At 39.8% G+C, this 16,629-nt stretch carries 10 protein-coding genes; 8 read left to right on the top strand and 2 right to left on the bottom strand.

What is annotated here, in order from left to right:
- The first annotated feature begins 713 nt into the window (after positions 1-713).
- The 6 genes from DDZ16_RS02875 to DDZ16_RS02850 all read left to right on the top strand — a co-directional run bounded on the left by DDZ16_RS02875 (position 714) and on the right by DDZ16_RS02850 (position 7,486).
- Positions 714-1,451 carry a polyprenol monophosphomannose synthase gene (locus DDZ16_RS02875; protein ID WP_109262895.1) on the top strand — a complete coding sequence of 246 codons (738 nt, stop codon included), beginning with the start codon at positions 714-716 and terminating at the stop codon, positions 1,449-1,451.
- A gap of 145 nt (positions 1,452-1,596) precedes the next feature.
- Entirely contained in the window at positions 1,597-2,934 is a 1,338-nt protein-coding gene (locus tag DDZ16_RS02870; protein WP_109262894.1) for a dihydroorotase, read from the top strand.
- Between the two features lie 6 nt (positions 2,935-2,940).
- Positions 2,941-3,438, top strand: a complete 498-nt coding sequence (locus tag DDZ16_RS02865; RefSeq protein ID WP_109262893.1) for a hypothetical protein — start codon at positions 2,941-2,943, stop codon at positions 3,436-3,438.
- Between the two features lie 82 nt (positions 3,439-3,520).
- Positions 3,521-4,996: a nicotinate phosphoribosyltransferase gene (locus tag DDZ16_RS02860; RefSeq protein ID WP_109262892.1), complete on the top strand. Its 1,476-nt coding sequence runs from the start codon at positions 3,521-3,523 to the stop codon at positions 4,994-4,996.
- A gap of 108 nt (positions 4,997-5,104) precedes the next feature.
- Positions 5,105-5,719, top strand: coding sequence for a bifunctional nicotinamidase/pyrazinamidase (gene pncA, locus DDZ16_RS02855; protein WP_109262931.1), 615 nt, complete (start codon positions 5,105-5,107; stop codon positions 5,717-5,719).
- Positions 5,720-5,998: 279 nt separating this feature from the next.
- Positions 5,999-7,486: a DUF5723 family protein gene (locus DDZ16_RS02850; RefSeq protein ID WP_109262891.1), complete on the top strand. Its 1,488-nt coding sequence runs from the start codon at positions 5,999-6,001 to the stop codon at positions 7,484-7,486.
- Positions 7,487-7,544: 58 nt separating this feature from the next.
- Here DDZ16_RS02850 and DDZ16_RS02845 read toward each other — a convergent pair whose 3' ends face one another.
- Positions 7,545-8,825 carry an aspartate kinase gene (locus DDZ16_RS02845; RefSeq protein WP_232526535.1) on the bottom strand — a complete coding sequence of 427 codons (1,281 nt, stop codon included), beginning with the start codon at positions 8,823-8,825 and terminating at the stop codon, positions 7,545-7,547.
- 1,054 nt (positions 8,826-9,879) lie between these two features.
- Here DDZ16_RS02845 and DDZ16_RS02840 point away from each other — a divergent pair.
- Positions 9,880-12,120, top strand: coding sequence for a PAS domain-containing sensor histidine kinase (locus DDZ16_RS02840; protein WP_158275592.1), 2,241 nt, complete (start codon positions 9,880-9,882; stop codon positions 12,118-12,120).
- Here DDZ16_RS02840 and DDZ16_RS02835 read toward each other — a convergent pair.
- Positions 12,117-14,597, bottom strand: coding sequence for a hypothetical protein (locus tag DDZ16_RS02835; RefSeq protein WP_109262889.1), 2,481 nt, complete (start codon positions 14,595-14,597; stop codon positions 12,117-12,119). The two genes, DDZ16_RS02840 and DDZ16_RS02835, sit on opposite strands and share 4 nt — an antisense overlap.
- A 739-nt stretch (positions 14,598-15,336) precedes the next feature.
- Between DDZ16_RS02835 and DDZ16_RS02825 the strand changes: the two genes are divergently transcribed.
- The gene (locus DDZ16_RS02825) at positions 15,337-16,629 is read left to right on the top strand and encodes a glycosyltransferase family 4 protein (RefSeq protein ID WP_109262887.1); all 1,293 of its coding nucleotides are present in this window, start codon (positions 15,337-15,339) and stop codon (positions 16,627-16,629) included.

Raw genomic sequence — 16,629 nt, 5'->3', positions numbered from 1 at the left:
TAACCTCCCTCCTTGCTTTGTCTTTCTTGTCTTAGCGCCTCTTTCGGCGACCGTCAGATTTTTCAAAAGCGAGTGCAAAGATAAGTGAAGTTTTTTAATCTGCCAAATTTATTTTTCAAGTTTTTTTTTAGTGTCGCTTCCGACTCTCAAAATTAACTATCAAATATTGTCAGTATTTCAGCTTATCTGCCCCCGAAACCCGTTGGTCTCTCTCGCAAAGCGGGTGCAAAGATAACAGATATTATTTCGTTTCTCCAAACCCTTTTGCAATCTTTTTTCCAAATATTCTTTAAGTCGCTTATTTTCAATAAGACTTTTTTTCGGAGCATCTAATGTTACCCCAGAAAAGCAAAATTATTAATACCTGATGAGATTGTCAAGAGGTGGAATCAAATATCTGAAATTAATAAATCATTGACTCCCGACCACAACAGACAGTTAAATCTTGATATACAGGACAAAACCTTTTTGCACAAAGATTATGAACCGAAATACATCAGTTATTGGAAGCATTCCACTTGGTATTTGCCTATCGGTCAGATAAGCTTAACAAGGTTGGCCTGTCAAGGGGTAAAACACTGATAGAAAAAGGAATAAATCAATGAATAAGATCCATAGGAGCAAGAAAGCACCTCTCCGGGTACCAGTGATAAATAATAACTCACCGTAATTTTGTACCTTCGCAAGACTAACATTCTAAAAGAATACGATAAATGACAGCACATAAAAATCTGGTAATAATACCCACCTATAATGAGAAAGAAAACATCGAAGCCATCATTAAGGCAGTTTTTTCTCAGCCTATAAGATTTGAGACATTAATCATAGACGACGGGTCACCAGACGGTACTGCATCTATTGTGAAGGATCTCCAAAAAGAGTTCCCGGATCGTTTACACATGGTGGAACGGGCTGGGAAACTGGGTCTGGGGACAGCCTACATTACCGGGTTTAAGTGGGCGCTTGAACGAGATTATGATTTCATTTTTGAGATGGATGCAGACTTTTCGCATGACCCAAAAGATTTAAATCAGTTGTACCAGGCATGTGTTGACAAGGGAGCAGATTTGGCGATTGGTTCCCGCTACAAGTCCGGCGTAAATGTGGTCAACTGGCCGATGGGGCGTGTGCTGATGTCCTACTTTGCTTCAATATATGTTCGTCTTGTAACGGGTATGAAAATAATGGACACCACAGCCGGTTTTAAATGTTACCGGAGAAAGGTTCTGGAAACTATAAAGCTGGACAAAGTTAAGTTGATCGGCTATGGTTTCCAGATTGAGATGAAGTTTTCTACCTGGAAGTACGGGTTTAAAGTAGTTGAAGTGCCTATCATATTTACCGATCGTAAGCAGGGCACCTCTAAGATGAGCGGAGGAATCTTCAACGAAGCGCTCTGGGGGGTAATCAAGATGAAGATCAGCAGCTTCTTCAAAAAATATGAAGTCTAGAAAACTAATAGATTTATAGTTGGTTAGATATAAGTTACTCAGTTGCAAAACAGAAGTTGAAAACTAAAGGACTACAAGAGCTTGCTTTCAACAAAAAAGCAGGCTACTAAATGGCCTCCACCAATCGCAAAAACAGGAATCAGATATGCAAACACTCATAAAAAACGGAACCATCATCAATGAAGGCCAAATGGCTGAAGGCAGCGTCTTAATAAAAGATGATATTATAGAAAGAATAATTCCAAAGGGTGAAGACCTTCCTGATGTCTCCAAGGTTATTGATGCTAAAGGGAGCTACATCATTCCCGGAGTTATTGACGACCAGGTGCATTTCAGGGAACCGGGACTCACTCACAAAGCAGATATTTACACAGAATCCCGTGCTGCTGTGGCCGGAGGGATTACTTCTTTCATGGAGATGCCCAACACAAATCCACAAACCACCACGATTGAAGCCCTTAATCAGAAATTCGATATTGCATCACGAAATTCTCTGACCAATTACTCGTTCTACCTGGGTGCCACCAATAATAATCTTAGAGAGATTACAAAAGTAGATCCGCTAAATGTTTGTGGCATTAAAGTATTTATGGGATCATCTACAGGTAATATGCTGGTAGATCAGCCGGAGGCTTTGGCAAATATCTTCCGGGAAGCTCCTACCATAATAACCACCCACTGTGAAGATGAGGCCACCATTCGCCAAAACACAAAGCTGTTTAAGGAAAAATACGGGGAAGAGATGCCTTTCAGGTATCATCCTCAAATCAGGAACGCCGAGGCGTGTTACAAATCTTCATCAAAAGCAGTAGAATTAGCTGAGAAGAACAATGCCCGTTTGCATATACTGCACTTATCTACCGAAAAAGAGCTTTCTTTGTTCAACAGCAATATACCTTTGGAGGAGAAGAGAATTACAGCAGAAGTTTGTGTTCATCACTTGTGGTTTTCGGAGGCCGACTACGACAAATATGGTTCGCGCATTAAATGGAACCCGGCAGTAAAGTCAGAAAAAGATCGGAATTCGCTACGCGAAGCACTCAAAAACAACCTATTGGACGTGGTGGCAACCGACCATGCTCCCCACACATTAGAGGAAAAAAGCAATCCCTACTTCAAAGCTCCATCCGGAGGGCCGTTGGTCGAGCATTCCTTAATAGCCATGATGGAAATGGCAAACAAGGGAATCTTTTCGAAAGAAATGGTGGTTGAAAAGATGTGCCATGCTCCCGCCAAATTGTTTCAGGTTGAGAAACGCGGATTTATCAGGGAAGGCTATTTTGCGGACTTGGTGCTGCTTTCCCCCAATGATTCCATGGTAGTAACCGATGAATCGGTGCATTACAAATGTCAGTGGAGTCCTTTCTCGGGTACAAAATTCTCTCACAAGGTCACGCATACCTTTGTCAATGGGCACCTGGCATACAGCAACGGAACGTTTGATGAAAGCAAAACAGGTAATTCATTAAGATTTAACCGCTAAACAGTTATGATTAATCAAATTTTGTCGGCATCATTGTTTGTTTTGGTTTTCTCATTGGCTGGCTGCAATCAAACGCCTTCGAAAAGTTTCAATGCAGGTTCAAAGAATAAGGGAATTGAGATTGCAGATACCATCCTTTATCCGGTAAACGTTATCAACCTGGACTCCACCGACACATGGGCTGATACCCGGCTGAAAAACCTTCACCACAAGAATCTAACCGACCTCATATTTAAGTCATTATATTCAGGCAATGCCAAAGCTTACAATTATTACACCCATGAGGAAATATCCATTGATAAAATAAAAGAGATGGAGGCTTCCGGCGATTTTAATCGCGACGAGATGGCACAGCTTCAGTTTGAGGAAACATGGTTTTTTAATCCTGACGAAGGAAGCATGACCAAAGAGGTGCAATCGGTTTTACTGGCATGGCCGGTTTACGATAACAAAGGAGTTTTTCAGGCTTACAAAGCGGGATTTTTGGTAGAGCTTAACCCTTAATTCCGTCTTCTCATATTTCCTTCGCGGATGCCCCTTAAAACCCAAGAGCCAAAATATTGACAAAATCCTAAAAAGCAGTATTATGGACAATATTCAGTCGACTTATAAAAACTCCATGGCCCTGCTCACCGATTTTTATGAAATAACCATGGCCTATGGTTTTTGGAAGAATGAAATGCATCAGCAAAAAGCTGCTTTTAACCTGTTCTTCCGAAACAATCCTTTCAGTGGAGGCTTCTCTATAGCCTGTGGTTTGGAATATGTAGTGGATTTCCTGAACCACTTCAGCTTTACGGATTCCGACATCGATTATCTGGCATCATTGAATGGGAATGACGGGAAACCGCTTTTTGAAAAGGGATTTCTGGATTACCTGCAACACATGACCTTTGAATGTGATGTAGAGGCCATACCCGAAGGCACCATCGTTTTCCCCAATGAGCCACTTATCAAAGTTAAAGGGCCCCTATTGCAGTGCCAGCTGATTGAATCGGCTCTGCTCAACTTCATTAATTTTCAAACCCTGATTGCCACCAAAGCTGCCCGCATCAGCATCGCGGCCAAAGGTGATCCGGTAATGGAATTCGGCCTGAGAAGGGCGCAGGGAATCGACGGCTCACTCTCGGCCAGTCGTGCATCCTTCATAGGGGGATGTGCTGGAACATCAAATGTTCTGGCCGGCAAAAAGTTTAATATTCCGGTGCTTGGCACCCATGCCCATAGCTGGGTACAGGCTTTTGAAGATGAGCTGAAAGCCTTTGATGCTTTTGCCAATACACTGCCGAATAACACCATCTTTCTCGTGGACACCTATAACACCCCCCGAGGCATTGACAAGGCCATCGAAATCACAAAAAAGATGGAAACCCGGGGACACAAAATCAATGGCATCCGTCTTGATTCGGGAGATCTGGCCTACTTCAGCCAACTGGCCCGCGGCAAGCTCCGTGAAGCCGGATTGTCCCACGTGAAAATAGTGGCCAGCAATGATCTCGATGAACACCTGGTGGCCAGCCTCAAGGATCAGGAAGCAGAAATAGACTCCTGGGGCATTGGCACCAAACTGGTCACAGCTTACGACCAGCCGGCTTTAGGAGGTGTGTATAAGCTTTCCGCCATTGAAAATAAAAACGGGGAATGGGAAAATCGCATCAAACTATCAGAACAATCTATCAAAATTAATATTCCCGGACTCCAACAGGTGAAACGTTTTTACAAAGATGGTAAAATGGCTGGTGACATGATCTTTGATGAGCGAACCGACTTGAGCGGAACTGTCAGGATGATTGACCCGGCCGACCCCACGCGTTCCAAAAAACTCAACAAAGAAGAACTTACATGTGAGGACCTTCTTAAACCTGTTTTTTGCAAGGGGCAATGTGTTTATGAAAAAGAATCCATTCAGAAGCTTCAGGAACGAACATCAGCTCAACTGAATTTGTTAGATAAAACGATCAAACGGTTTGCAAATCCTCACCGATATCCTGTAGGGCTAGAGGAGGGACTTTATCAGAGAAGACTGGATCTGATCCTAAAATATAAGCAGGAATCAGAATAAGGAACTGAATAACGAAAAGTCACCTGTTTTGGCCCTCCAATATTGCTACCCCCATTTTTGAGGGAAATGAAAGGATTTAAACACATTGTTGAACCAAAAATCTTCATCATGAAAGCATTGCTTATAGTAGATGTTCAAAACGATTTTTTACCCGGAGGGTCTTTGGAAGTTCCTCAGGGCGATTCTATAATTCCCGTTATCAATAACCTTCAGAATCATTTCGATCTGGTTGTGGCCACCAGAGACTGGCATCCGGCCAATCATAGCAGCTTTGGGTCCAATCACCCGGGACATAAAGTAGGTGACACTATTAAACTCGATGGTATTGATCAAATTTTATGGCCTGACCACTGTATTCAGGGAAGTCCCGGTGCAGAGCTCTCGCATAAACTGAATCAGTCCATGATTGAAAGAGTTTTCTTTAAAGGCAAAGATCCCAACGTAGATTCTTACAGCGCATTCTTTGACAATGGGCACAAGATCCAGACGGAACTTCATGATTATCTGAAAAAGAAAGGTGTTACAGAATTGTATATAACCGGACTGGCCGCTGACGTTTGCGTATATTTCACCGTTAAGGATGCCCTTCAACTGGGATACGCAACTTCCCTGATCACCGATGCTACAAAAGGCGTAAACATGCAGCCTGGCGACACGCAAAAGGCACTTGAAGACATGGCCGATAATGGAGCTAACCTGATGGAATCGAAAGATATATCCTGAAAACCGGAAAGCAAAATGAAACAGTCCACTTTCAAAACAGGACTTAGACCTTCAAAATAATAAACCTGAAAAGATTTCGTTTGCACAGAGAAAGCGAATAATAGTGTGTTTTTTTCAAGAATATTCCAGTCAGGGATAAAACATTTTTAAGGGAAGCGGTCTTCTTTTTACAACATAAACCAACTAGAATCAATGAAGCAAAACTACTTTGAAAATGAATTCCACTAGTGTCAAGTCAAGCATAGTCTTGCCATCAGGAGTGGATTTAAAAGAGTAAGCATGCTTCAAAAAATAGCATTTTTTCTGATTCTCTATCTCTTTCAGGAGCCAGTAGCTTCCGGACAATCACCCATGGGGCTTTATTTCCCTGAATCTCTGCCCCAAACATCCCGGGTAAATCCCGCGCACATGCCTGATAAAAGTTTTTACATCACCCTCCCCTCTCCGTCCGTGGTATTTCAGATGAATCCTTCTTTCAATGCAGCAGTTCAGCGAGACAATAATGAATGGATTAGTCCCCTACACAACAATTTTGATTACCCCAGACTCTATCAATCGGCCGGAAATGTCATCAATATTAATGCAGAGGCAGGTCTGTCCATTCTGGGTTTTGGCTTTAAAACAGGGAACCAGCATTTCGGGGTAAGTTTGTCGGTCAAAAATGCATCACAGGTATCAGCTCCTTCCGATGCTTTGCGCATTACAGAGAAGGGATTCCCTCACAATTCATTCTTCGATTTCTCTAAAATCCATATCAAACAAGTCGTCTATAAAGAGGTTGCCTTAACATACGCCCGCAAGTGGAACGAGAACCTTTCATTGGGCGTCAGCATTAAACCCCTGTTTGGCATCGCGGGTGCTGTTTCCAACATTCGCACATTAAGTTTGCATACCTCCCGGGTTGTATGGCAAGGAGATGTAGATGCCACCCTTAATGCCTCTGGCCCTGTAGAACTGGAGCAAAGTGCTCTTGAAGATATTCCTGATTCTTATTCTATTCAGGGTAATCTGACTGAACGAATTCCTGAATATCTGACCTCCTGGAAAAATGCCGGTGTGGGTTTTGACCTTGGCGCGAAACTGGAAACTGATGGTCCCTGGACATTTTCTGCTTCCCTCATTGACCTCGGCTGGGTGCGATTCAAAAATGAGCTTACGCAGATGTCGTTTAAGGGATCATACTCCTACGACGGCATCGAGAGGGACGGATTTGATGAACAGCAACTGGATAATCACCTGGACGAACTGGTGGATACACTGAACCAGGTTCTGGATTACAACGTAAGCAACCAGCCTTTTTCGGCTGTGCTTACACCTAAATTGTATGCGGGTGCTGCTTACCAGCTCCGTCACAACCTCAAAGCAGGTTTTCTGTCCCGAACCACATTTCAGAAAAAACGATGGAATCAGGAATTTAACACGTCACTCAACTACCGGCCGCGTTCATGGCTGGAACTAAATGCAGGTTACAGTTTCCGCATAAATGGGAGCAATGGTCCCGGCGGAACGTTGGTCATAGGAAACAGTCCGCTTCAATTTTTTATAGCTGCAGATTATCTTCCTCCCCGGTATGCCATGGTTACTTTTGATGATTATGATCCGGTTCCGGTATTGCACAAGCAAAGAGATTTGAGTTTCCAGTTTGGCATCAATCTGAAATTTGACAAATTCAACCCCCTTCCTAAGAAAGCCAAAAGAAGAAATCCCCAGGGAGATCATCCGGGAGCTGTTCCTTGTCCGAAAAATCTCACTCCCAATACCCGATAATAAAAAGTTTCCTTAGAATAAAGCCTTCCCTATTCCACTACGCACTATAAACTATCAACTAATTAACTTTTATCACAAAACGGGCATTTTTCCGTGTTACCTGAGAGTCAATAACGGTACAACCTTCAAGCTTCTCATCTATGACCTCCTGAGAATAATGGCGAATAGTCAGAAGTTCCACATTGTCGTTATAACGTAACACCAATTTCTTTTTCAACTCGTCCATCAGGGGCGTTAAGTCGTTCTTGTTATCTACGCAGGCCGTAAAATTGAGAGCTGAAGTCTGCAACAAATTAATGCCCACCCTGTGCCGGCTAAACAAAGCCAGAATTTCGCTCAGGTTATCCTCTGTAATAAAAGAAAAGTCGCGAGCCATAAGCGTCAGAAAAACCTGGTTGCGTTTCAGAATAAAAATGGGCATTGAATCCTGTTCTCCATCTTTTCCGATAACTGTTCCCGGCAGAGTGGCATCCACAAATGACTTAACAAACAAAGGAATCTGCTTGTTTTGAAGCGGTTTCAGGGTTTTGGGATGAATCACCTGGGCTCCGTAATAGGAAAGTTCGATGGTTTCGGCATATGACAGAGAGTCAATCTTCCCGGCATCCGGGAATATACGTGGATCGGCATTCAATATACCAGGGACATCTTTCCATACCGTTACATTTTCTGCATCGAGGGCATTGCCAATGATTGCAGCCGTATAATCGGAACCTTCTCTGCCAAGCGTGGTGGTAATATTACTTAAAGTGCCCCCCAGAAACCCCTGAGTTACGTAGAGCGGGGCATTCACAAAAGTAAATGTACCCTGCATCAGACGAGATGTCAATTCCCAATCCACAGTAGCATCCCGATAAATATCATCGGTTTTAAGCACATGTCTGATATCCACCCATTGGTTGTCGATACCTGAGTGTCCCAGATAAGCACTAACAATGCGGGTTGAGAACAATTCACCAAAAGAAACAATCTGATCATATTCAAAATCAAAATGCATAGATGGCTGCTGTTCCAGGCGAACTTCAAGGTCATTTAAAAGCTGAAATACGGGATCCAATAAAGGCTCTTTAAGGGTTCCAAATAAATCAACGACAATGGATTCATGATATTGACGAATATATTTGTATTGGGTGATCATAGCATCCCGGTCACCGGCAAAATAATGCCCCACCAAAGCCTCAAAGGCATTGGTCATTTTACCCATAGCTGAAACAACTATTACCTGGGGCTTAACAAGCGAATCAACTATTTTACTGATATTTCGAACAGCATCAGCATTTTTTACTGATGCACCGCCAAATTTGGATACCTGCATTTTCTGATTTTTATGTTTGGTCATGGTTCCCCCGAACGTATTAGATTGCTATGTTTGACTACGTCCCGTGGTTGATGTCAAAATTAAAAAAGTTTGGTTGTTTTTATGCATCATCTGGTAAGCAATAGATCGGCAAGCCCAATACTTCAAGAAAAATCCAACATTTAAGATCCCCATCAATTATTCAATTTGAGACCCTTCCGAAATAAAAATGAATAAGCAGGATTATTTACAATGTTCCGTTAAGATCTTATAATGCGCTATATTTCTATCACTTAAAACCATAGAGGTTTACTTTAAAGAACACAGAATATCAAGATTGTACTAATCATCTAACAGCTTACCTGACTGCCGTCAGGCAGGCATCTAAAAATCTAACGATCTATTGATTTACGGATTATCCAAATATTTTACCAACTATTGTAAAATAATATAATCATGAATTTACCATATCATTGAACTTCTTACTCATACCAGCTCCATATATGCATCGTAGCAGCATCACTGTAAACTCAAATTAAACTCATTTTAAACTCATAGTAAAGTCTAATTAAATTCAATTAAAATGGTAATTAATATGACTTTGTTACGAATTAATTATGGCATAAATACAATTTTGAAGTGAAGCAGTATCGGAGTTGTAAGGACCCTGACATGAAGCCTGTCGTTGAAAGTAACTAAGAGCCAGAAGAAATACCATCAAATTTAACAGCCATTTTACAACTTTTTGAGCAAGTTTTGCCTGATTAGCAAAAATCTAACTAAGTGGGTTAATTGACTGTAAAAAAAAACCTTATGCCCTCAGCCAGAGAAGAGGAAGGTGCAAAGAACCTTATTAGCAAAGTTTTACGCAGGTTAAAGTAAGATTATAGATGAGCTTACTTTGTAGAAACCAGGACTTCAAATCCTCGAAACGCTTCATTTTTGTTTTCCTTCCTGTTAATTTGAGATCAGCATTTCAGACCGTCCCCGGGACCCATCTTTCATATCTCACTCACTTATTACCTGTTGTTTTTTCCTTTACACACCTTGTATTATCAGGATATTTTCAGTAGATTGTTTGTAAATGATGTATCCTATGCATATCATCTTTTTGCTCTCAACACATGAAAAAACCACCGATTTAATCAGCCATTACGCTGTTGAAACCGGAAGTCTGTGTTTTGCCATTTCTAACAGTCAGCAACTAATCACGAACCTAAAATATACCAAACCCGACATTTTAATCATTGATCAGGATCACATCAAAGAAGGTCTTAATGTGGTTTATGATAAAACCATTCAGGATCGGCCAGCGTTTAAAACAATCATCTTTAATAAAAACGGAATAAAACACGAACCGCTGAAAAAGGATGTAATAGAATGTAAAACCCTTGAAGAGGTATTTCAAAACATCAATAATAATTTAAGCCCTGCCCACCAAATCACCCTTGATCAACAATTTTATTCTGAAAAAAACAATATTCTTGATTCGTTTTTAGAAGCCCTACCCGAACCCGCTGCAATTTCGGACCTTACAAAAGGCCGGTTCATTAAAGTCAATTCAAAATTCCTGGAGGTTACCGGATTCACAAAAGAAGAAGTAATAAATCGATCCAGTCTTGACATAAACTTTTGGGTAAACAAAGAGGACCGCACTTTTTTCATCAAACAAATAAAAAAAGACCATACCATTTCCCCACTCAGGACCCATTTCTATAACAAAAAGAAAGAAGTTATTGATTGTCATATTTCAGCCACCCTTTTCACTGATTCATCCGGCCAATTTGTGTTGAGTATTTTAGACAACACAATCAGGAACAAAATCCTTGAAGAAAAGCTTTTTGAAACGCAGCTGATTGCAAGAGTCGGGTCTTACACTCTGGATTTCAAAACAGGACTATGGTCAAGCTCCAGAGTTCTGAACCAAATCTTCGGAATTTCGGGTGACTACAAAAAAACTATCGATAGTTGGTTGAAAATTGTGCATCCCCAATGGCAACAAACAATGAAAAAACATCTTGAAGAAAGAATTTTGAATAAGAAACAGGAATTTGATAAACAATATAAGATCGTTACTATAAATGATAAGACTGAAAAGTGGGTACATGGGAGAGGTTCATTGATCTATAATGAGGATGGAGCTCTTGAAAAAATGGTAGGAACAGTAATTGACATCACCAATTATAAAAACATAGAGTTTAAGCTTGAAAAAAAACAAAAGCTTTTAGATAATATTATAAGAACAAGTCCGGTAGGCATTGTATTATCCAACAAGAACGGAGATATATATTACGCCAATAAAAGAGGGAGAGAAATTCTAAATCTGTCATTGAATGAGGGCATCCCCATTAGGTACAATGCCCCTGAATGGCAAATTACGGACCTGGATGGTGGGTTTTATCCGGAAGAAGAGTTGCCTTTCAATTTAGTAAAAAAACACCTGAAACCCGTTTATGGCATCAAACATGCAATTCAAGATTCGCAAGGACATCGAAAAGTCCTGTCCATTAATGCAGCTCCGATTGACACAGAGGAAGAAAAATTTAATGGAATGATTGCTACAATCGAAGACATTACCCTCCAGGTAAGCTATGAGAAGAAAATGCAGGACCACAATCAAACGTTGCAGGAATTAGTCTCCGTAAAAAACAAGTTTTTCTCTATTATAGGGCACGATTTAAGGTCTCCAATTGGGAGTTTAAAGCAACTATCCAATCTTTTAAACTCAGAAAATGAGACGCTAAACCAGGACGACAGATCGAATATTTTGCGCCATATAGAAATTGTTTCTGAGGAGGCCTTCCAGCTCATTGAAAATTTACTGGAATGGTCACGACTGGAAAGAGGGCTTTCAAAACCAAAAATAAAACCCGTTTGTAGCGAAGATCTTATTAATCATGCCATCGATCTGCATAAATCAATAGCCAATAAAAAACAAGTCATAATTGAAAAAGAAATTGACAGTTCGCATTATATTGAATGTGATGAGGAAATGACCAAAACAATTTTGAGAAATTTAATTTCAAATGCTATTAAATTTTCTTTTCAAGGCAGTGTAATTAAGTTAATTACAAGAGATAAAAATCATTACATCGAAATTACCGTTAAAGACCAGGGGACAGGAATCCCTCCAAATAAGCAAAAGAACCTTTTTAATCATTCTTTTAACAAGTCGAATCCGGGAACAAACGGGGAAACAGGCACCGGTCTGGGGCTTTCTCTGTGCAAGGAATTAACAGAAATCCAGGGAGGAGACATCTATCTTAAAGAAACCAGTAAAAATGGCTCCAGTATGGCTTTTAAATTAAAAAAATCCACAAAACACTCCAAATCTTAAACTTCCTTTGGGTTTTGATTTTTAAAATGGTGAATTTTCTGCTCTATTTCCGACGCACGGTCTATAAAAAATGGAAAGCGGAGCAATAAGGCATAATGCTTTACAGTTTCAATGGTTTCTCCAGCCTTTTGAAAATCTCTTCTATCTATGTAAAAAGAGGCTTTCAGCAAATTGACATTTATAATAAAATAGAATTTCATATTCTCCGGAAACTGAAATTCACTCATTTCATCAAAAATGCCATATGCTTCTTCTTTTTTTCCGGTCTGCAAAAATGCGTGGGACAAACACAAACGGTAAAAAGGGAAGAAGGAAGAAGAAGCTAGCACTGACAAATCATTATTGATCTCCAAAAAATTTGAGAATGCTATAACCTCTTTGTATAATTGGCATTGACTTAAAGTGAAAAGCACTGACAATTCAAATTTTGGCAAGCCCTGATTCAGGGGTTTTTGTTTCAGAAGGATGTCTTTGGAGTCCTTAATAATTTTTTCAAGAAACTCATTGTCAATATCTTTCTTTATCCATTTGCGATAAAAAACCTGATAATTAATCCCATAAGCTAAAATTGAAGGATCGCTGATTTCCTCCCACCTTATGTGCTTCAATTTGAAATACTCATCCCCGCAAATTCCACTATCATTTGAAAGAAGACCATAAATAAATTGCATAAAATGAAAAAAGGCATCCGACGAAGGGGTATCATGCTTGTAATCTGACAAAAACTCTGCTGAAGAAATCATGATACCATCAACATCAAAGGACTCTTTAAAATAGAGAATCTGCCCAATTTTTATTTTCGAAAGTTTCGGAATAAGATGCTTGCGATAATCTTTGTTATTTCGCATCGCCTTTCTAACTACATTTCCTATGGCAATAATGCATTGCGGAAGATCCTTTAAAGAATGCAACGGATGTACGGCCTTTTTTTCAAAATCTGAATGGATCTGGACAATGGGGTTAAATTCCTTGTAATGAAGAAAAATGAGTGTCATTAATTGCATTAACTGACAGCGAAATAAAGTATTATCCCTGTAATAACTCCTCACCTCCTCAAAAAGACTTACATCAAAATTTTCATTCTTAAGCCACTTGTCAACAACAATGAATTCAAAAATAAGATTCTGACAAAATTTAATATACACTGACCGATCCAGAATCCCCCGGTGGGGAAGCGTATATTCATATACGATTCCATGAGAAATCAACTCATCATATCCCAATCCCAGCAAATTGCGAGGGAACTCTTCCTTGCTTACGGAAGATTTTAATTCCCCCAAATGACTTAGCTCCAAGAATTTTTCAAGAAACAAGATCTTCTCATCCAGGTAAGGCTGACTGAACAACCTCTTTTCCACATACCGGTTTAGAAGATCAATTTCAGAAATATCCGTTTTTTGTTTGTAAACATCGACAAAAATAGACAGAAAATTAGGATACTGAATGACTTCCAGTACATCACTATGGTAGACCTTTAAAAATTCAAGTGAATATTCAAAGTTCAATTTTCTCAGCAAACATTTGATTTCCTTTTCAGAAAAAGCAGGAATATTTGAAGTTTGGAGCAAATTATCGGTGCAAAAATTCATACCGAACCAACAGCCATTAAAAGTGGGATTCTTTTTAGCCAGATAAGAAATGACCTCCATATTCTCGGGCCGGCAGGTTAGAATAATTTTACTCCAACTGGTTTGGTTGTGGCCCAGAATAAGCCGCATAAGGTTTTCAACAAATTTCCGGTATTGTTCCTTTTCAAAGAAAATCTCGTCAATATCATCAATAATTATCCAGATTCTCCCCTTAAGCTCTTCGGGGTGATTATTGAAAAAATAAGGTAAGCTGGCAGTAAGCTTAAACTCTAATAGTTGTTTTAGCAATTCAACATTTGAATTTGAAGAAAAAAGGTCAAAAAATATTCCACCATCAATTAAACAAACAATGTCGTCTTTATACTTTTCATCAGAGGACAAAAGAAATTTCTCCACCAACTGAACAATCGTACTGGATTTTCCATATCCATCAGGAGCAACAAACATCGTTGCAGTCAGGGATGAGTTTTCAAAAGCCTTAAATCTTTTTCTGGCATATGATCGCAATAAAAAGCGTGAAGAAGAGTATTTGGTTTTTAACTTGATCGACTTCAAACTGCTTTGGGTAACAATCTCAACTCTTTTCTTCAGTAAATCCCAGGTATTATCGGAGGAATGGCGGTGCCGATTGGAATCGAAACATCCCAGATAGGCTTCCCAATCCTCAAATCCAAGATAAAGGGCAAGGGTTTCAAGCGTATATTTAGATGGCTTAAAAGGCGTATTTACTAACTCAAAAAATCTTTTGAGAGTAGTGGTACTCAATGTTCTGCTCGTCTCGTCCTGTATTCTCTCCGAAAGTTCTTTACAATCTTTTCCATGTGCTACCCTTTTCCCATGCTTATTTTCAATCTCTCTGCGCAAAAGGGCAATAATGTCTTCACTCATTCCTTGTCTTTAATGAATTTCAATATGAATATATATGCATAAGGCAAAAAAATACTTCCCCTCTAAAAAAAGTACAACTAACTTTTAATGAAATTTTAATTCTGCACAAAAAAAATTAAATATTTCTTCAATTGCAACCAATTTCATGTCAAATAAAAAATGTTTTCATTACAATTACCAACAATCCTTTTTTCAAAAAAAAACCTCTATTTAATTACATCAAAAGAAATGAAACATCTTTCACCCTCCAATCAACAAAACTAAGCACTGATATCCAGCTACAAAGACACACAAACCTCAAAAACACAATCACCAACAACCTTTGTATAAGACTACCCAACACAATAATGAACAAAATGAACAGAAAAATGAATAAAAATTCAGTATGTTTTATGAATCAAACACATTAAAATTGCATCACAATAAGAAGATGATAAAAGAGAATTCCATAAATATCAAAAGTAAAAAACATTATGAAAGAATCTACAAACACCAAAAGATCACCCATTAAAACTAATACTGAAACACGGTCATCCTCGTTTGAATGGCAAAAAATCATCACAAAACTAAAGCCTGAAAGTTCACACATTGTACCTTGGCAGCACTTTCAGGAGCAACTACCTTGGACCCCAAACAATCAGTCTTCAGATTTTTTAATGCCGGCAGTTTGCCAACATTATTTCTAATTCGTCCCCTCACTTATCACAGAATATTTATCTAACGAAAATGAATCTTTAAAATGAAAGTATTAATGTTTGGATGGGAATTTCCGCCCCACATTTCAGGTGGTTTGGGCACTGCCTGCTACGGACTGACAAGAGGCCTGGCCCGGATACCCGATATTGAAGTTTTGTTTGTTGTGCCCAAAGCCTATGGTGATGAAGACAAATCTGAAATGAAGCTGATCGGAGCCAACGAAGTAACCGTTAAGCAACGAAAAGCATTTTTTGAGAAACTTGCAGAACGATTTAGCTACATTGAGGTCAATTCCCGCTTAATGCCTTACAAAACCCCCGAAGATTTTCAAAAGCATGTGCTGGATGAAAGGAAGAAAAATGGCCTTAACCTTGAGATCAATGAACAAGGAACCATAAATTTCTCTGGTTCATATGGCAGTGATTTGTTGCAGGAAATCCGCAACTACGCCCTGGTGGCAGGTGCATTAGCTGAAGAAAACTCTTTCGATGTCATTCATGCCCACGACTGGCTGGCCTATCCGGCAGGCATTGCTGCCAAAGAAGTAAGCGGAAAACCGCTGATCATACATGTACATGCAACAGATTTTGACCGAAGTGGAGGCAGCGTTAATCCGGAGGTTTTTGAAATTGAAAAACAAGGCATGGAAGCTGCTGACAGAATTATAACGGTCAGCAATCTAACCCGTCAAACAGTGATTAATAAATATGGCATTGAGCCTCAAAAAGTCAATACCATATACAATGCTGTTGAACCGGTTAGAGAAAGCCCCGGTCCAAAAATCAAAAAAGGTGTAAATGAAAAAATAGTCACTTTCCTTGGCCGGATAACTATGCAAAAAGGGCCCGAATTCTTTATTGAAGCTGCTCACAGAGTACTCCAGAAAAATCAAAATGTAAGGTTTGTCATGGCTGGAAATGGCGACATGATGGAGAAAATGATACGTATGGCAGCAAGACTTCAAATTACAGACCGCTTTCACTTCACCGGATTTCTAAAGGGACAAGACGTCTTTGAAATGCTGCAGATGAGTGATTTATACATCATGCCATCTGTCTCAGAACCTTTTGGGATAGTTCCGCTCGAAGCCATGCAGAGCGATGTTCCGGTACTCATCAGCAACCAAACCGGTGCAGCAGAAATCCTGAAATATGCTATGAAGACCGATTATTGGGACGTGGACGCTATGGCTGATTCTATCAATGCGCTCCTGAATTATGGGGGTATGAAAGAGTTTTTTGTGCCTAACGGTCGCAAAGAAGCCAATTCTCTCAGATGGGAGGATTCAGCCAAAGAGGTCAAAAAAACCTACGATCTTGCCACTTCCACGAATTAA

The organism is Marinilabilia rubra, assembly GCF_003121985.1.
Classification (GTDB): domain Bacteria; phylum Bacteroidota; class Bacteroidia; order Bacteroidales; family Marinilabiliaceae; genus Marinilabilia; species Marinilabilia rubra.
This window is presented reverse-complemented; position numbering and strand designations above follow the sequence as displayed.